Origin of the sequence: Hydrogenophaga sp., assembly GCF_048549895.1 — a bacterium.
In the GTDB taxonomy this organism is placed as follows: domain Bacteria; phylum Pseudomonadota; class Gammaproteobacteria; order Burkholderiales; family Burkholderiaceae_C; genus Hydrogenophaga.
Genome location: NZ_JBLYYB010000041.1, coordinates 40,425 through 57,542 on the forward strand (window position 1 = coordinate 40,425; position 17,118 = coordinate 57,542).

The 17,118-nt window shown below is 60.2% G+C and carries 18 protein-coding genes; 15 read left to right on the top strand and 3 right to left on the bottom strand.

Annotated features, from left to right (window positions below):
- Window positions 1-85 precede the first annotated feature (85 nt).
- From ACN4F8_RS03695 to ACN4F8_RS03705, 3 genes are all read right to left on the bottom strand, one after another.
- A complete protein-coding gene (locus ACN4F8_RS03695) occupies window positions 86-505 on the bottom strand; it encodes a hypothetical protein (RefSeq protein WP_419472340.1) in 420 nt (139 codons plus the stop codon).
- 138 nt (window positions 506-643) lie between these two features.
- Window positions 644-994 (bottom strand): hypothetical protein, encoded by a 351-nt coding sequence (locus ACN4F8_RS03700; protein WP_159608923.1) that lies wholly within the window; start codon window positions 992-994, stop codon window positions 644-646.
- A 23-nt stretch (window positions 995-1,017) separates the two neighbouring features.
- Window positions 1,018-2,358 carry a hypothetical protein gene (locus tag ACN4F8_RS03705; protein ID WP_419472341.1) on the bottom strand — a complete coding sequence of 447 codons (1,341 nt, stop codon included), beginning with the start codon at window positions 2,356-2,358 and terminating at the stop codon, window positions 1,018-1,020.
- A 1,262-nt stretch (window positions 2,359-3,620) separates the two neighbouring features.
- Here ACN4F8_RS03705 and ACN4F8_RS03710 point away from each other — a divergent pair.
- The 15 genes from ACN4F8_RS03710 (at window position 3,621) to ACN4F8_RS03780 (ending at window position 17,118) form a co-directional block, all read left to right on the top strand.
- Window positions 3,621-5,174 (top strand): tyrosine-type recombinase/integrase, encoded by a 1,554-nt coding sequence (locus ACN4F8_RS03710; RefSeq protein ID WP_159608925.1) that lies wholly within the window; start codon window positions 3,621-3,623, stop codon window positions 5,172-5,174.
- 50 nt (window positions 5,175-5,224) lie between these two features.
- The gene (locus ACN4F8_RS03715; RefSeq protein ID WP_159608926.1) at window positions 5,225-5,923 is read left to right on the top strand and encodes a hypothetical protein; all 699 of its coding nucleotides are present in this window, start codon (window positions 5,225-5,227) and stop codon (window positions 5,921-5,923) included.
- A 188-nt stretch (window positions 5,924-6,111) separates the two neighbouring features.
- Entirely contained in the window at window positions 6,112-6,849 is a 738-nt protein-coding gene (locus tag ACN4F8_RS03720; RefSeq protein WP_159608927.1) for an NUDIX hydrolase, read from the top strand.
- Between the two features lie 46 nt (window positions 6,850-6,895).
- Window positions 6,896-7,567: a uracil-DNA glycosylase gene (locus ACN4F8_RS03725; protein ID WP_159608928.1), complete on the top strand. Its 672-nt coding sequence runs from the start codon at window positions 6,896-6,898 to the stop codon at window positions 7,565-7,567.
- A 166-nt stretch (window positions 7,568-7,733) separates the two neighbouring features.
- A complete protein-coding gene (locus tag ACN4F8_RS03730) occupies window positions 7,734-8,510 on the top strand; it encodes a DnaJ C-terminal domain-containing protein (protein ID WP_419472342.1) in 777 nt (258 codons plus the stop codon).
- Window positions 8,511-8,553: 43 nt separating this feature from the next.
- Window positions 8,554-8,949 (top strand): hypothetical protein, encoded by a 396-nt coding sequence (locus ACN4F8_RS03735; RefSeq protein ID WP_419472343.1) that lies wholly within the window; start codon window positions 8,554-8,556, stop codon window positions 8,947-8,949.
- Window positions 8,946-10,160 carry a DnaJ C-terminal domain-containing protein gene (locus ACN4F8_RS03740; RefSeq protein WP_159608931.1) on the top strand — a complete coding sequence of 405 codons (1,215 nt, stop codon included), beginning with the start codon at window positions 8,946-8,948 and terminating at the stop codon, window positions 10,158-10,160. The genes ACN4F8_RS03735 and ACN4F8_RS03740 overlap by 4 nt, the downstream gene beginning before the upstream one ends.
- 95 nt (window positions 10,161-10,255) lie before the next feature.
- A complete protein-coding gene (locus tag ACN4F8_RS03745) occupies window positions 10,256-10,573 on the top strand; it encodes a type II toxin-antitoxin system Phd/YefM family antitoxin (RefSeq protein ID WP_159608932.1) in 318 nt (105 codons plus the stop codon).
- 70 nt (window positions 10,574-10,643) lie between these two features.
- On the top strand, window positions 10,644-11,876 hold the full coding sequence (locus ACN4F8_RS03750) for a DnaJ C-terminal domain-containing protein (RefSeq protein WP_162147768.1): 1,233 nt from the start codon (window positions 10,644-10,646) through the stop codon (window positions 11,874-11,876).
- Window positions 11,877-12,000: 124 nt separating this feature from the next.
- The gene (locus tag ACN4F8_RS03755) at window positions 12,001-12,204 is read left to right on the top strand and encodes a putative motility protein (RefSeq protein ID WP_236574442.1); all 204 of its coding nucleotides are present in this window, start codon (window positions 12,001-12,003) and stop codon (window positions 12,202-12,204) included.
- Between the two features lie 85 nt (window positions 12,205-12,289).
- Window positions 12,290-12,520, top strand: coding sequence for a hypothetical protein (locus tag ACN4F8_RS03760; RefSeq protein WP_419472344.1), 231 nt, complete (start codon window positions 12,290-12,292; stop codon window positions 12,518-12,520).
- Window positions 12,521-12,629: 109 nt separating this feature from the next.
- Window positions 12,630-13,568 (top strand): DUF4189 domain-containing protein, encoded by a 939-nt coding sequence (locus tag ACN4F8_RS03765; RefSeq protein ID WP_419472345.1) that lies wholly within the window; start codon window positions 12,630-12,632, stop codon window positions 13,566-13,568.
- A 54-nt stretch (window positions 13,569-13,622) separates the two neighbouring features.
- Window positions 13,623-14,090 (top strand): hypothetical protein, encoded by a 468-nt coding sequence (locus ACN4F8_RS03770; protein ID WP_419472346.1) that lies wholly within the window; start codon window positions 13,623-13,625, stop codon window positions 14,088-14,090.
- A gap of 602 nt (window positions 14,091-14,692) precedes the next feature.
- Window positions 14,693-15,901, top strand: a complete 1,209-nt coding sequence (locus ACN4F8_RS03775; RefSeq protein WP_419472347.1) for a hypothetical protein — start codon at window positions 14,693-14,695, stop codon at window positions 15,899-15,901.
- A gap of 416 nt (window positions 15,902-16,317) precedes the next feature.
- Window positions 16,318-17,118 carry a hypothetical protein gene (locus tag ACN4F8_RS03780; RefSeq protein ID WP_419472348.1) on the top strand — a complete coding sequence of 267 codons (801 nt, stop codon included), beginning with the start codon at window positions 16,318-16,320 and terminating at the stop codon, window positions 17,116-17,118.

The following is a 17,118-nucleotide window of genomic DNA, read 5'->3' on the forward strand; positions in this document are numbered from 1 at the left end:
AGGTGGGTTGGTAATCAGTTTGGCCCTACACGTCTGCCCACGGTCGTTAGGTGGCGGCGGGAACGTGCACTTCGGCAGCGATAGCTCAGCCCCGGGAAATGCCACGGAACGAAGGAGCGGAGTAGCCCAGCGAAAGCTCAGTGTGAAACTTCACGAGCGTGAAGAAAGCACCGATCTTGGCAATGAAGCCCACTGGCTTTGCCCAGTTACGCAGGCCCAGCAGGTCGATCATGTGGTCCAGATCTGCATCCAAATGTTCGTCATTGCCGAACACCGACGTCTTCGTGCCCGGCACTTCACGCTTGAGCTTCAGCTTGAGCAAGTCGCGTCCTTCGTCAGAGTCAAGAAGCCAATGGCGGCTGCTGGAGGCTTTGACGACGGCGGCCTTGGGGCGGACGGTGGCAGTAGATTTGAACATCTTGGTGGGCACGTAGGAGGCTTCGTAGTGGGTGCGAAAGCTGCTTGCGGAGAGAGTGGCGTTGGTTGGGTTGTTCATCTTGTTCACCGTACTATTTGGTTGGGATGAACATAGATTCTCATAGAAGAGGTCTGTGTCAAGGGCCTGTTTCGCCTTGGCCAAAAAAAAGACCGGGAGAACCCGGCCTCTTGTTCGCATGGCTGCGAACGGGGTTGAGCGAAGCAGTCAGGAATGCGGCTCCAGGAAGCTGGTGAGATCCTCGCCGTACAACCTGGTCACGTTCTCGTTGTCACTCGACCTCAACTGCGTTGCCGCTTGTGTGCTCAATCCTTCGTTGGCTGTTGACTGGTGAGAGACCATGCCCGCCCTCGGTAAGGCAGCCGCCTGGTGCTGCACAACACCCGACCGGATGTCAAAGCCAACCCGAAGCAGATACAGCGCTTCGCGGAATCGCGCTCTCGCGGGCAGAGAGTTGAGATAGTCGAATACATCGCCCATCGAAGGCTGGACAGTCATCTTGATCAAGATTCCGCCTGCCTCTATCTCCAGATCCTTGTCTTTGGGCTGCATTGCCATCTTCGACTCCAATCAGTTGTTGATCAACGCTTGCCGGGGTGGGCGATTTCGGCGGCGATCTGAAACCCACGAACGTTGGAGAAAACGGAGTCTGGATCCAACTCCATGATCTTGGCGAGCTTCGGATGGTGCTTGGCAATGAAGTGTTGAAAGACCTTTGCTCCGCCACCCGTCATCAGAACGGTTGACACCGCGGCCGTGCTTTCAATTGTTGAGAGCATCGCGTCGACCGACTCCTGGAGCACGGCGTCGATCGAACTCTGGAACTGGCTCATCTGGTATTCGTCGCCGGCGAGCTTGAACGACTCCGAACGATGGCGAATCGCCTCGTCAATGATCTCGATGACTTCAAACTGGTTCTTGTAATCCGGGTCAATTTGATCCGCAACGGCATAGGCGCAGGCCAGCATCGACTTGGGATACGCGCCGGAGCGAGCCCAGTTGGGCACACGACCTTGCGAGACAAACCAATCCAGTGTGCCGCCACCGGCATCCACGACGAGCGTCCAACCTTTGCGCGCGCCGGACTGCGGATTTTGAGCGCCGAAGTTCAACAGCGCTCCTTGCGGTTGGACCATCACCGTGACGTGATTGACTGTCACCCGCTTGAACGGACCACCTCCTGATGCCTGGCCGATCAAATGCTCTCCCAAGGCACGCTCCTTCAACGCGTCGCGGTACTCGCTGAAGTTGTTGAGCGGCAAACCCAGGACCAAGTGGTCGATCACCAGTTCATGTTCAGCGGCCGCGTCCTCTGCCATGTAGTTCAGCGCACCTCGCATCAAGGCAAGGTACTTGTCGCTGGCGCTGTAGTTGGGCAGCACACTGCGTGGCTCCTTACCCGTGCTCTGGAAAACCGAATCCTTCCCCACAAAGTAGGTCACGCCAGCCACCTCGACCATGCATCCATCTGCCCGAAGAGTGGTGGAGTCCGACATCCGCCGATTCGTGGCCACGCGCGGCGCGAGGGAAGGGAAGAGATGCGTTGAGATCTGGTTCATTCCCTCGTAGGCCTTGCGACCGTTGGTGTACTTGACGTTGAAGTAGCCGACGTCAATTGCGCGTGCGTCCACTTTCACCACTTTCATATCTCGCTGCATAGGAACTCTCCATGTTTTTTCCTGCACGACCTTGTGCTGCAGTGGATTCTGTTGGCGGCCTCCACAGGTGGCAAACCGTTCCGGCCAGTTTGGAAGAGAAGAGTCTGGAAACATGCTCAAAACCGTCTCAAAACCGTCCCAAGAGCCCGGTGATAGCTTTTCCTCTGCGAAATCGTGTTTGGATAAGTCTGCAAACCGTCTCAAGACCTGCCCAAGACCACCTCTGGAAATCGGCAGCGCCGAGGCCTCCGCTTCCTTGATCAACCTGGATACCCCTGGAATGGGCCTGCGACGCCCACCAGCGCATCTAGATCACCCACAAGAAGGGGGCACAGTCGTTTGCAAAACCACATTACGGCTGCAGTCCGCCCCCGATCGACTCAGTTGTCAACAGGCATTGGCACCGTCTTGCCCCATCCGGGATCCCACACAGAGTGATGATCAGGGCTTATGGAATGAGGCTTCCGGAAGAAGTCACCAGTAGTGAAACGGGCACAGAACAAATAATGGGTTCTGAACCGGCGACCGCTGAGAACGAGTTATTCACAACAAACTGGCCGGATTGGGTTGCTGCCTGTGGTCGGGCCGCTTATCTTTCGCTCCGTGCATGTCCATGTGACATCTCAGAGGGGCTAGTTCCCTCCGCCTTCGGGATGGGTAACTCCATCCAACCTCCACCGTGAGGAACCCCTGCTGCAAGCCATGTGCATGTAGCAACACAACGAGCCTTAACTGGCCTCGTTGCCCGGTCCAGTGTGACCAGCAGCCGAGCCCTTGATGCGGAACGGAAGTGGTGAAGTCAGTTTTTTGACCTTGCCCACTAGCAACAACATCCACGGCCTGTACAGGCCTACCTGCAAGCGTCATCCCCTGCGATGGCGTTTGTGTGGCCGCGTTAGCGGAATCGTTATCTCACGTACCACGACATGATTTTGTGAGCCGGGCCCCTTGGGGTGCGGCAGCAAACGAGCGATACCGCCTGACTCTTTAGTCGGGAGCCAGTACGGCGTAATTGGGTATATGCGGGACATAGATTGTCACTGGCGCCTCCGACCAAGTCCGGGGGTGAAGTGAGAGAGATTGGGTAGCGAACAGCTACTTCCCGGGTGGTCGCCCTCTCGACCCTGTGCGCCTGTGTTGGCGTGCGGTTAACCCTTCTCAACGCGCATCACTGCGTTGAGTTGCCCTCGCAAGAGGGAATCCACGCAAGAAATCATTGCTGGGTAGGAGATGTTGCTAAAGACGAAATCAGATTTGACTTGGGTGTGCCGTGCCTCTGGGCCTGAACAGGGGTGGATAGAGCAGGGACGTGTGAGAGAGGGGTTCGCGAGAGGTGGGGTGCATTGCGCTGTTGCACCAGGCGCGGGCGAAAAGTTGGTTTATTGAGGCGATGGGGCTTGATCTGTGCGAGCGGCTTGCAATTCGTTTGCAGGGTGCACAGGTGAAGCCCCACAGGTGGGTTTCGGGTGGGCAGGTGCTCAACCAGCCCTTGAAAAAGTTGCTTTACGTGATAAGGAATGAAAGCCATGCGCGATGATGATTTCACTGGACAGCAGGATGGTTCGCCTGAGGGCGGGCCGGGCGAGGGCGAGAGCCTGAAAGCCCGTCTTGCTCGTGAGAGGGCAGAGGCGAAGAAAGTCAATGCCAGCATGAGTGCGCAGGCCAAGCGCGAAAAGCTGAGCGCACAACGCCGGCGTGCAGGTGCGGGCCTGAGCGAGGCGCTGCTCAAGGAGGTCGTGGCCCGGTACCGCGGCGACATCAAACGCCAGGTGGCGAAGTTCATGGAGAAGACGCGCATGCCAGCCGCGACTGGCCGCGCACGGCAGGTCAGTGACAAAACGAGAAGTGACTTTGGCGACAACCTCATGCGCGCCGTCGCCCAGCTGAAGGAAATCGGGATGCCGATCCAGAACCTGAGCGACCTGAGCGGCAAGCACGCCGTCGCGCTCATCTCCTACTGGAAGGATGAAGACCAGGCGGCCGCAACCATCCAGACCAAGCTGAGCGCGCTGAGGAAGTTCTTCACGCTGGTGGGCAAGGAGGATGCACTGCCCAAGGCCGTCAAGCTGTACGACATGCTCGCGCAGAAGGGCATCGACCACGGCGGCTTGCGCAGAACGCAGGTGGCCACCACCAGCAAGAGTTGGTCCATGAAGGGCGTCGACCCGCACCAAGTCGTCAAGGATGTGTATGCCGAGGATTCGCTCGTGGGCATCCAGCTCAAGTGTGAGGTTCTGTTCGGCATGCGCTTGAACGAAGTCCTGCACTGGCAACCCAATGCCACCGACGATCCCCGGCGCTTGCTCATCCTGGACGGAGCGAAAGGCGGGCGCGTGCGCTTTGTGGATTACTCGAGCGACCCCGTGCGGGCGGCCCTGCAGCGCCAGCTGGTGGAGGAGGCCAAGATCGCGGCACAGATGCACCCGCGCGGCGTGTTGCTGCGCAAGCGCCAAACCGTGCAGCAGGCCAAAGACCGCTTCTACACCGTGATGAGGAAGGTGGGAGTGACCAAGGCTCAGCTGGGGGTTACCGGCCACGGCCTGCGTCACGAGTTTGCAGCCAACCTGTACGAGGAGATCTCCGGCCTGCGTCCACCGGTGGAAGGTGTCCACACCCAACAGGAGTATGAAGACCGCCTGGGCGCGGTGGAGCAAGCCGAATTGGCAGTGTCACGGGCGCTGGGCCATGCACGTCCGTCCATCTCCAGTGCCTACAACGGCTCGCGCTTCCAGATCGCAGGCGGCAAGATGACCCGTGAGTCCCGCATGCTGCTCAACAACCTGGTCGACGTGTTGGAGCAATCCAACGTGGCCAATGTGTTCCGTGAGTTCGCAGCCGACATCGCCTGGCTCACCGGCAGCGCCGCACTGGGGCAGGGTCTGAGCAGCGGCCAGTACATCGAGATCACCGTGCGCATGAAGGATGAGGGCGACGGCCTGCAGGGGATGGCCGCTCGGACCGAAGCGCTGGAAGCCAAACTCAACAAGTTGGTTCAGCGCCAGATCGTGCTCAAGAGCTGGCTCAAGAGTTCCGATCCGGATCCTGCGCTCGACGGCTTCATCCGGGTGTTCGGGTGGTGAGCGTGGGGTTGAGCCGATAACATCGGTGGATCAACACGCACGAGGAACCGATGACACCGCAGGAATCCTATCTCCAAGATTTCGCCGCCTACCTGTTTTGGAACGTTGCAGCTGAAGAGGGCGTGGCTGGCGCGGTAGAGCGGTTTGAGTCGAACGACACAGACTGGGCTCGACGAACCCACCTCATCGAAAGGTCGCTCGAGGAAGCCGGACCGGTGAGGCTGAGTGCCGGTGACATCGACGTGCTGGTGGCCAATGCCGTGAAGGAACTTCGGCGGTACAACGCGCGCGGGGTGAACATCGCAGGCGTCATCTATGCGGATGACCGTGAAACGATGCGATCGCCAAGCGCCATGGGACTTGTCATCCCGAAGCTGCAAGCACCCCGGGTGAGCGCGAAGACCCCGCAGAGCATGAGCGCCGTTCAGAAGACAGGCCAGCTGTGCATCCGCCACCCGCTTCCAGCCGTGGTTTTCTCATCCGTCGTGCCTGAGGAAGGGAAAAGCGTCTTTCAGGTGGCCGACACCACGCGCGCCCTGGGCTACCCCTACCCGATGTTTTTGACCGGGATCGGTGTGCACACCCTGGGTGATGGTGCCTTCGCGCTCACAGGCATGTTCATCGTGCCAATTCAGGATGACCATGCATCGGCCGCCATCAAGGCGTGCATCCCGAACTGCATGCTGGTGCGAAGCGGCTTTACAACCGGCGGACTTTGCGAACACACGTTTGAGTTCGACTGGGACTGACCCGCAGGTGGTTTGGCGTCCGGCTCTGGCCTGACTGCGGATCGCGGCTCTGGATGGGTGTTCTCAATCTGGTAGACCGGCAGAAAAAGCAACTTTGTGCCAACACATGAATTCCGGTTGGTTGACCCCATTGAGTTCGGGCGACCACATGGCAAGCTGTGTTCACACCCGATGAAGCCAGTCACCGAATGAGCCCCACGCACAACCCGCTGTCATTGCCGCTGTCATTGCCGCCCTTGCCCCTGCAGGCCAGCGCCCAGATCGATGCCTACTGGTCGCGCCCCCTCTCCAGCTTTGACCTGCACCCGCACGGCTACAACACCTCCCTGGCAGCGCTGGGTCGCCAGCTCAGACGAAGTGCAAAGCCCGGCGCGCGCGACCTCTTCAGCCGCGCCAACATGTTCGGCCACCTCACCGCCAGCGCGCTGGTGCTCGCACCCGATGCCCATGGCGAACTGCACGCACTTCTCGTGCACCACAAAGCCAGCGGCCTGTGGCTGGTGCCTGGTGGCCACTTCGAGCGCGATGCCAGCCTGTGGGCAGCCGCGGCGCGCGAGGTCCGCGAGGAAACCGGTGTGACCCAGATCAAGGGTGTCCCACTCAACCAACCGTGGCAAAGCAACTTTCACGCGTTGCCGGACCTGCAGCAGGGGCTCGACGGCGACAGCAACCCACCGGTGTTCGACATCGACACCCACAGCATCCCGGACAACCCTGCCAAGGCTGAGAAGGCACACCTGCACCACGACTTCCTGTTCCTGGCCATGGCCGAGTCCACCAGCGCGCTCACCCCGCAGCTTGAGGAAGTGCACAACGCGCGCTGGGAGCCCCTGCGAGCGCTGGCCACCCACAAGAACCGACGCATGCAGCGCGTCATGCGCAAGTTCCAGCGTCTGTGCGACATGCCGGCGCCGGTGCGCGCGTGAGACCCGACATCGCGGCTTATCTGCAACTCAGAACAGGACACATCAAATGAACGCAGAGAAATTTGTTCAGGCACTGGCATCGATCCGCCTGCCCAACGTGTTCAACCCCTATGCCGACCAGTGCGGGGTGCACGACCAGGCCCATGCCGCCGAGAGCCGGCGCAACTCACTTCAAAGCTACCTCGATGCCGTCCAGGCGCTGGGGGTGGACACCATCTGGATGGGGCGCGACCTGGGCCACCGTGGCGGGCGGCGCACCGGTCTGGCCCTCACGGACGAACAGCACCTCAGTTCCGTCGCGCGCCGGTACCCGGGCGCCCAGGCCGCCAAAGTCACCACCGGGCCCGTCATGAAAGAGCGCACAGCCGCAGAGATCTGGCGCCTGCTGGACCGCCTCGATGTGCCCCCGCTGCTCTGGAACGTGTTTCCGTTTCACCCCCACGAAGTGGATGCCCCGTTCACGAACCGCAAGTTCACGGCCGGAGAGCTTCGCCTCGTTGATGAGCTCAATGCGGAGTTGGTGAAGTGGCTCGGTATCCGCAGCATCATTGCGATCGGCGACGACGCCGCACGCTACGGGGCCAAGTTCGGCGCGCCGGTGGAGCGCGTGCGCCACCCCAGCTTCGGCGGCACGTCGGACTTTCGCGCTGGCATGCAGCGTATCTACAAACTGCCGGACATCGGTGCGGCCTCATCGCAGCAAGGCCCGCTCTTTTGAGGACACGCGCATGCAACGCGTCATGCACAAGTTTCAGCGCCTGTGCGACATGTCAGCGCCGGTAGGTGTGTGAACGCAGCGCTCACCCATCACCGGCAAGGCCTCTTTTGCAGGGCGCTGGATTGAACACCTCACCCTTGAACGATTGATAAAAAGAAAGGCCGAAATGAACACACCGGACACGCCTCACCTGGGGACATTGCGCGCGTTTGTGGTCGAACAGCGCAACTGGGACATTGAACTCAGCGTGGAGATGACGATGTTCGAGGCAGCGTTCGGTTGCGAACTTGACCTTGAAGGAACGATACAAGACCCCTGTGGTGAATGCATGGGTGCTGGAGCCAATATGAGTTGCCGGACCTGTAGAGGTACTGGGCGTCGAGCCAGCCGCTACTGGTCTACGCCAGTCAAACTCCCGGTGGGCCTCAAAGACGGTCGCACGCGCATTCCCGGGTTCGGTGTCTCCACCGGGATTGCTGGCCTGCAGGGAGATCTCGTCGTCTATGTGAGGATCACAAAGAATGAAATGTTCCGCCTGACCAGGAGCGGCCGCCTGGATGCCTACGTTCCCATCTCGCAATGGACATGGCTGTTAGGCGGCAAGGTCATGGTCCCACTGCTCGATGGGGCAAGGCTTGTAGAGTTCTCATCCATGGACCACGAGATCAGGATCGCGGGACAGGGTTGGCCCAAGGAGCTGGGCTCCCACGAACGGGGAGACCTGATCGTCAATCTGGTACCTCAGGACTTTCGCCTGAAGGTCGCGCAGCGCAAGTTCCTCGAACAGATGGCCCGCGACGAACGCAACAAATACCTGACCAGTTGGGACAGGGAGATAGAGAAGTGGGCGCAGGGCTCCGCAGAATCACGCTACCTCCCGCCCGAACCCAAGAAGAAACCCAAACAGCAGCAGAAGACGAAAGATACGAGCCCCACATCGTAGGGCCGTCCTTTTTGTCAGTCTCAGGCAGGACTTGCGCAACGCGATGGCGCAGCAAGACACCTCCATTACTGGGATGTTGGAAACAGAGTCGGGCTCTGAGCGCATGCAAGCTGCGCAAAAGGCGTGGACGAGCGCCTGCAGCCCTCATGCCATCCAGTGGCTGCTGCAGAACACCACCAACACCAAAGACACTCACCCCAGCGAGATCCTGCTCTCGCTGGGGTGGACGTGCATCGGTGGCCAGTGGAATGAGGACCGCGCTGCCACCGCGACGTTCGCGCAACGACGCACAGAAGGGCAGATGGTGGCGTTTCCCGAAGCCCCAGGCCGCCGCAAAAGCGTGAACCGCGAGAACGGGGCGGCCCACGATGGGGCTGGCCAGATGGGTGCTCACGCGTTGTATCCTCCTGTCCTAAACATCCCTCTGAGCCGCCTTTGAACAAGCCCCAGATGTCCCACCGAGAGGCTTATCGTGAGCTCGAACTCACGGAAGGCTTGCCTCTCGCCGAGGTCAAGACCCAGTACCGGCGTCTGGCCAAGCTCTGGCACCCCGACAAGAACAAAACCCCCGGGGCCGGCGCGCGCATGGTGCGCATCAATCTGGCCTACGAGGTGCTGTGCCTGTTTTTCAGCACGCCGTATACCGGGTACTCCACACACGACAGCGGGCAAGGATTCGCCGAAGGCGGGTTCGGTGGTTTCGATGGGTTTGGCCAGCGCGGCTACGAAGACCACTTCACCGATGACCAACCCTTTGGTGGATCCAGGCGAAACAACACCGAACCGGTGTACGCAAAGCGGGGGCGAACGATCACCCGCAAAATCAAAATCACACTTTTCGAGGCGGTGTTTGGCTGCAAGAGAACGGTGGAGGGGGAAGTCACCGACAACTGCTCACGCTGCGGTGGCTCGGGGCGCAAAGGGCCACACCAGTTCTGCGAACCATGCAGGGGGCAAGGCAGGATTTTCACGAACCCCAGACACAGGTACGGGTCCATGTCGCAACGCTGTAGCGCGTGCGCGGGAAGCGGCTACCAGGAAAACAAATGCCCAGCGTGTGAGGGCTCCGGCCATGGGCACATACGCCAGTGGTCTGAGCAAGTCACCATCCCCCCGGGTGCTCACCACCAGGGGGTCGTTCGGATGCAGGGCAAGGGCGGCCAATCCAGCAGCAAATACCTCCACGGCGACCTTGTCCTCTCCATCGAGATCCTCGATCACCCGCTGTTCAGCATCACCGACCCGGCCGACGCACTGGGCGATGACAGCCTGTGGGTCATTGTTCCAGTTTCATATTGGACCTGGCTGATTGGGGGCGATGTCGTGGTCCCGCTTCTCAATGGTTCTCGCCTCGTTTCCTTCCCTGCCCACGCACAACACATCGCTGTTGCAGGTGAAGGCATGCCCACTCGCAGAGATCCAAGCAAGCGCGGTGATCTGATCGTTCAGCTCGATCCCCTCAAGCCCAACGAGGTGAGCCCCGAGCATCGCAAGATCATCGAGCAGATGGCCAGGGAGCAGGAAAACTCCCACATCACGAAATGGGACGATGACATGCGCGACTGGACATTGGGCTCAACCGAGAGCCGTTTTGGCGAAATCAAACCAAAGAAGAGAACCGCCACGAAAAGGGCCGGCCGCGCAGGGTGAGGCGGGCCGGTGCAGTTCCAAACAACCCTATTGAAAAGCCCCCAACAAAGCAAACTCGGGGCGTAGGATGGTGAAAGCTCATCAGAAACACCACCATGAACGTTCTCAAAGTCACCCCTCAACAGGTGGACCTGTTTTCGCTGGTCGAGAAGGCCAACGAATCGGCCAACCCCATCTTCCTCAGGGCCAAGCAAGGCAGCGCAGTTGTCGTCTCTCAAAAAGAATGGGAAACCTTGCAGGAAATGCTGGTGATCTTTAACACGCCCGGCGTGCGGAAGGATCTGCAAGAGGCAATAGAAAGCATCACTGCGCCACCTTCGCCCACGAGCGTCACAGACAACGCACCACGGGCCGAGCTGCAAGATCGCACTACTCCCGGCATCGCATCAGGAAAGCAAGCGCGCAGGGGTTGAAAAAAGGTGGCGGGCCGTAGGCTGTTTTCGCGTTGTATCCTGCGATCCTCAACACGCCCGTGAGGTGCAGGTGAACAAGCCGCAGATGTCCATCCGAGAGGCGCTAACTGCACTCGAACTCACCGAGGAGGCGACCTTGGGCGATGTCAGGCACCAGTACAGGCGCCTGGCTATGGTCTGGCACCCCGACAAGAATGCCTCGACCAGTGCCGCCACCCGCATGGTTCGCATCAACCTCGCCTGGGAGTGTGTGCTCAAGTTGTTCCAGGATTGCGTTGGCAGCGCAGACCGCGAGTTTGACGACATCAAGGTCGTAGCCGCCTTTGCAACGGTGCATCTCAACAGCGTTGGCGCCTCGAGCAACCCATTCGACTTTTCAGGCAGTTCCAGCCCCTGGCGCTCTGCTCACCAAGAACGTCAAGACCCATTCTGGCAAGGGCAGCAGTTCTACGGCGGCACTGTGCCCGGCAAACGCGGGCGCAACATCAAACGCAAGCTCAAACTGACGTTGTTTGAGGCCGCCTTTGGCACGGTGCGAGAACTGGAGGGTGAGGTACAGGACCTTTGCACTACCTGCGGGGGGGACGGCCGCTCCAGTCGCCATGGCCGCCAGTGCACAGCATGTCGGGGAGCCGGCGCCATCCGAGCCGACCGCTCCTACAGCCAAAGGTGGAGCTCAGCCAATGTCGAGTGTCCAACCTGTCGAGGCCACGGGCAGATCTTTGAGAGTTGCAAAGCATGTGAGGGCAACGGCCTCGGCGCCATGCGCAAATGGAACACAGTTATCAAAACCCCGCCCGGGGCACGCACAGGAGACGTTCTCGTTCAATTCGGAATGGGCGGCAAGTCCAGCAGCCCCGACCTGCAAGGCGAGCTCCATTGCTCCATCGAAGTGCTGCCCCACGATTACCTCCACCTCAACGAAGATGGCGTGCTGGAAGTGAACGCTCTGGTGTCAATTTGGCGGTGGATCGCCGGGGGCGAGGTGGTTGTGCCGCTTCTAGACGGATCCCGGGTGGTGCGATTCCCGTCCATGGCTCATGAGGTGTATGTGAAAGGTGAAGGATGGCCAACGCCAGAGGGCAAGGGAGTGCGCGGTGACCTGTTGGTCCAGATGATGCCGCTTCCGCTCGGGGAATTGACGCAGGAGCAACGCCAGGCGGTTGATAAGCTGGCCAGCGAGGACATGCATCCATTCCTGAAGCAGTGGGATCAGGCCATGCAGGCTTGGACCCACGGCACGCAGGCCACGCGTTTTCCTGAAAAGCCCCCTCGGAAGAAGAAGGCCCCGGGCATGCCGTGAGCAGTGCTGTGCGAGGCGCAAGGTGAGCAAGTTTCATTCGTCGGGGCCACCCGGGGCGGCCAGTGGGATCAAGATCTCCCTCATTCAACCGATAGAGAGGGATCTCCATTCACCAGGACCAAAAGTGGACGTTTCTCCCGCAGCAATGGTTGGTGCCGTCGAGGCAGCCAAACAGGCCAACACCACTCAAGAAGTGCAAGTGGCCGTCATGAAAAAGGCCATGGACATGCAGGGCGCGGGCACGCTTTCGTTGCTGCAGAGCGTCACCGGCAACCTGCCGTTGGCCACCAGTGGCAGTGTGGGCACTCAGCTCAATCTGCTGGCCTGAAAGCCTCGGCGAATTTCTGCCGATAGAGAAGCAAACGCCCAACTCAAAACGGCGAACGCAATCCAACGCTGCGAAGGCTCCACTGTTGCTCCCATCCACCCGCGCGGAAGTCACGGGCGAGGGCGTGTATGAAGTCCAACTCACCGCAGGCAAGACTCACTACACGTGGGCCATGTTTCGCCCCATGCACCAGCGCCAGATCCTGAATGCGGCGGCGCCATCCCGGCAGGCAAGGCGCAAACCTTCCGTGGTTCGCAACGTCACCCTGAACGATAACTGCGTGAACACCGTGGCCCACCGCGAGCCGGACCTTTGATGCGAATACCCCCTTGAAAAGTCGAAGACCTTCTGTAGCCTGAGTGCAGGAAAACCGATTTCTCGAAGCCATCAGATGGCATCTCCATAAACCAACTTTTTGTGAACACATGAACCTTCAACTGATCCTCAAGCGCGCCGTGATGGGTGCACTCCTGATGGTGCCCGCCCTGTGCATGGCCTGGGGTGCGGTGGCCGCAAACGCAGACTCTGGGACGCACACCTCGACCGGCTATGGCAGCGCGAGCGAGGCCGAGCAAGCGGCAGTGAAGGGCTGCGAGAAAATGGGCCTGCCCTGCTACGTCCTGATCGAAGCCGCCAACGGCGGGGCGTTTGTCGTCTATGTCGGCAAGGATGGCTATCACGCAGCTTACGCACGAAACCCCGGCGAAGCCAACAACCTCGCCAAGGTCGGTTGCCGCAAGAACTACAAGGCGTGTGAACTCCGCACCGCTGCCTGGGACGAGGGCGCCGTCTGGCTCGCAGTCGCCAACAGCGACGGGGGCTCGTGGGTTCGCTACAACATCACGGATCCCGTGGAGGCCCAGAAGCAGGCCATGACCGACTGCAAGAGCAAATCGTCCGCGCCCAACACCTGCGCCATCGTGGGCAATGACGCTCACAAAGGGCACGTGGCCATTGCAGCGTCGGAACGCGTCAAGCTCAGCTACATCGCCGTCGCCACCGGCCGCGAAGCGGCGGCGGCGGGGGCTATGAAAGGCTGCGCGGAATTGCCCGGCAAGCCCGATGACTGCAAGGTGACTCAGCGAGTCAGCAACGACGAGTCCCTGCCCACCCCAAACGCCATGAAAGCACTGGCAGCACAAGCCGAGAAGAACCGCGACGCGAGGAAGCGCGTGAAGTCAAGCGCACCGGTGCAGACCGCGCGCACCACGTCGAGGACCACCGAGCACTACACCTGCGAGACCACCTGCACGAACGCCAGCTGCGTGAGCAGGTTCGGCGATGGCAAGATCCTGCGATGGACTGCGCAGATGAAACACGATGGCTTCAAATGGGCCTTGGACACCAGCAACTGCGGGCGCTGATTTGCCGCGACCCTGAAGACTTCAGAACTCCACTCTCATTTTGAGGAATCTCCCATGAAAATCACCACCACATCCCCCCGCCGTTCAGTCCACGTGCTGTTCGCCTCTCTGGCGCTCTCGATGGCCGCGCTGCTCGCCGGTTGCGACCAGACGAGTTCGATCATTCAATCCAAGCCAACAGTTGTTCCAACGCCTGAGGTGATCAAGGCCTGGCGCAATCTTCACGATGGTTGGCAGTGGAATTACACGCAGTTCGAAGTCACGGGTCTCGACTGTCGAAATCTCACTGCGGAAGAAAAAGCCAAAGAGGGTCGCAAGCTGAAAGAAGGCCTGACAGTCGACACGTTCTACCAGACCATCATCTCTTGCACCTACCACCTACAGGCGGATCGCGAAGAAAAAATGGCCGGCGGGCGCAAGCAAACAATCGGTCGACAGCTCACCGAGAACTGGTTCATTCAGGCCGGTGGTGACGCCACCAAGGCCCAGTGGCAGAGCCAGACGAGAAAACTCGATTTCTGATCGCGATCGCCGTGGGGCTGGCCAGCGGCGCTGCAACGCCAATAGGCTTGCCAGGTATGCCCATGTACTGAGCGCACTTGGCACCAGCCCCACGGCTAGCGGCGGGTTCGAGCCCCCGCGCTGGCCTGTTTCGTTTGACGCGCACTCTTTGGTGCATCGACAATCCTGCAGATGACGGGCAAAACCCGAGCATCCACGCGCGCAGCTGAGCCACCAGGCGCGCCACGGGTGATCCGGTCTTTCTCGACGATGTCGGAAAAGGCTGCTGCGTAACACCAGCAGTTGTGTGCCTCGTGCACACCAAACGTGTGCTTTCACCTCGCGTGATTGCATTCAAACCTCACCCCTTCGGGCAACACGCTTGCCCTTTGGGGTTGCTGTCGTCTGAAGGTTTTCTTCAACCCTCAGACAGCACCCACCAGTCGCAGCTTTAACGCTGCGGCGCTGTCAGCAGTTCACCACCACCACCCGCAGGGACACCAAGCTCCCAGTGGGCGCGGGTACTGCTTTCTCTGTTCACAACATCCGCCTCGCCTCCAGACCTCCACAGGTCCAGAGCGCGTGAGTGCGGGCCTTTTGCACATCTTTTCAGGAGCCAGCAAATGCAAAGCAACAAGACGAACAACGGCGCCGCTCAAAAGCAGGCCACTCAGTCAAAATCTCACCAGCCAGTCTTAGAGAGAGTCATCGAGCGGTCATTCGAGTGGGCGACGTACATCCTTATCAGACTTGGATGGCAGTTGCTTCTTGTTGCCACCATCGTGAATATTCCAATCCGATTGGCGAAGTCTCTCGCGAAACGCTCCGTACGTTCACTTCAGCAGAAATCGACTAGCACGCCAGAGGCAACAGAAGCACTAGCCCTCAACGTGGAAGCAGATGAAGAGGTCCCGGAAGCCGTAGAGGAAGATGCGACCGCCTACGTCCAAGGTTTCGATTTCGAAGCTGCCGACTGGACCTGTGGTCTGCCTCTGCAGCCGGCCGTTGGAGTGGTCCATCTGCGCGGCTACACGAACCGATGCATCGTCAAGCGTGACCTCATCATCAATGAGCCACGCCTGCGCGCCATCATGAAAGGCCGCCGTTTCAGCCTGCCCGACGCCCTCTACAACCCTGTGGAAGGCACATCGAGCATCAAGGACGAATCGGTAGAGCTCGCTGAAGCACTCATCAACCGCATCGGCGCCGAGGCCCGCACCACTGCCATGCGCCGTGGTCGCCCCAGCAACGCCGACCAGGCCGCCCCGCAATGGGCACCGTGGGAAGAGGACGATGAGCAAGCCGCAGCACGCGAAGCAGCAGCCGCTGAAGCGCTTGCCTCGGCAACCGCTCAGGCAAGCGCTTCAGCACAGGCCCAGGCGCAAGCCCTGGCCACGCTGCAAAAGACCATGGCACGCGAACAAGTGAATGCCCCCGTCCTGCCCAAACAGGTCGAGCAAGCAGTCACGCAACGCCGTGAGGAACGCCAGAAGCAGGCTGCGACCACCATCGCCAGCACCGCCAACGTGTTCCATGCCCAGTCCATGAAAGGCATCACCTACGTCGGTCGCATCGCTCGCAGCGGCATGACCAAAGTTGCTCCACGCAAAGGAAACCCCTACGAGGTGTTCCAGGTCGTGCTGCAGCTGGACAACGGTGCCGAGATGTCCTTCCGTGGAACGGAGATCGAGCGTGAAATGGAACGCCTGGAATGCCAGGACGGCCAGCGCATCTCGATCACACCGATGGGCCAGGTGCCCATTTCACTGCCAGGCGGCGGTGAAGGCACCAAGAACCTGTTTCGCATCGAAACGGAGTTCGCCAACGCCTGAGCACCCCTGCAGGGGCGCGAGGGCACAGCAACGAGCACGTCCCCCGTGGCGCAGCTCAAACCCGAAAACCACCGGCCCCGCAAGGGACTGGTGGTTTTTTTTCGCCGGTACGGGGCTAGGGAGCACCGATGAAGGCCGCTCGCTGACCGCCGCGGCAGGCATTCGGGGCCATCCGAGATGGCTGCCTGCAGGCGAGATTTCAGGGCGAGTCTCGTGCCGGGGCTCCGAAGCGGCAGGGCGTTCAGATTGCGAAACACACCCCAGTCCGCGCCAACGCATGGTTTTGGGTGCAAAGCCCCAAGGTGATCCGACCACCCGCCGCCGAACAATCTACCCACGCGCACAAGGATGACCGCGTGCCGGAGCGCACGCGACGTTTGGCAGCACGCACACCACACAACCTCCCGGAGAGTTCCATGACCGCCAAGATGACGAAATCAACCTTCATCAAGCCCTTCTCGTTCGCCAAAGCACTGATCGCATCCTTGGCGCTGGGCACGACGCTGGTGGGCCACGCTGGCGGACCCATGACCGGTGGCTCCTCCGAATGGACCCAGATCGCCAACAACATCGAACTGGCGGTGGCATCGGGCGAGCAGGCGCGCATCGTCTCCAACACGATGTTGCAGTACGAGACCCAGTTGAAGCAGTACTACAACGAGCTCAAGCAGCTTGAGAAGCTCACCAACATCCCGCGCAACCTGGATGAGGTATCCCGGCGCATCAATGCGGTCTCGGCCTACCGCGGTCGCCTGCAGAGGGTGCAAGGCTCAGTGGGAGCGCAGACCACGGCCATGAAGAAGCGCCTGACCGAAGCCCAGCTTGCAGGCTTGCCGTGGGATGAATACTACGCGCAGGAGAAGTCTCGCGTCGAGCAGGGGAACGAACGCGCAATCCAACGGCTTGAATATGAACAAGATGTGTTTAACGCCGTGGAAGAGGACTACAAGTTCGCGCGCGAGATCGAGCCCAAGATCGATGAAGCCAATGGCGTCACTGGCGCCTTGCAGGTTCTCAACAAGCAAATGAACCGCCTTGTAACGCAGAACGCAAAGCTCACCGAGTCGATTGCGGTCAACAACGCGGAAGACCCCCTCAAGATGGAGCGCGAAAACGAAAAGAGGGCATACGAACTGCGCCTCAACGATCACACCCGATCCGTTGAAAGGCTGAAGCGCGAGCGGCAAGAAGCATTCAAAAGCGGAATCTCAAAGTAA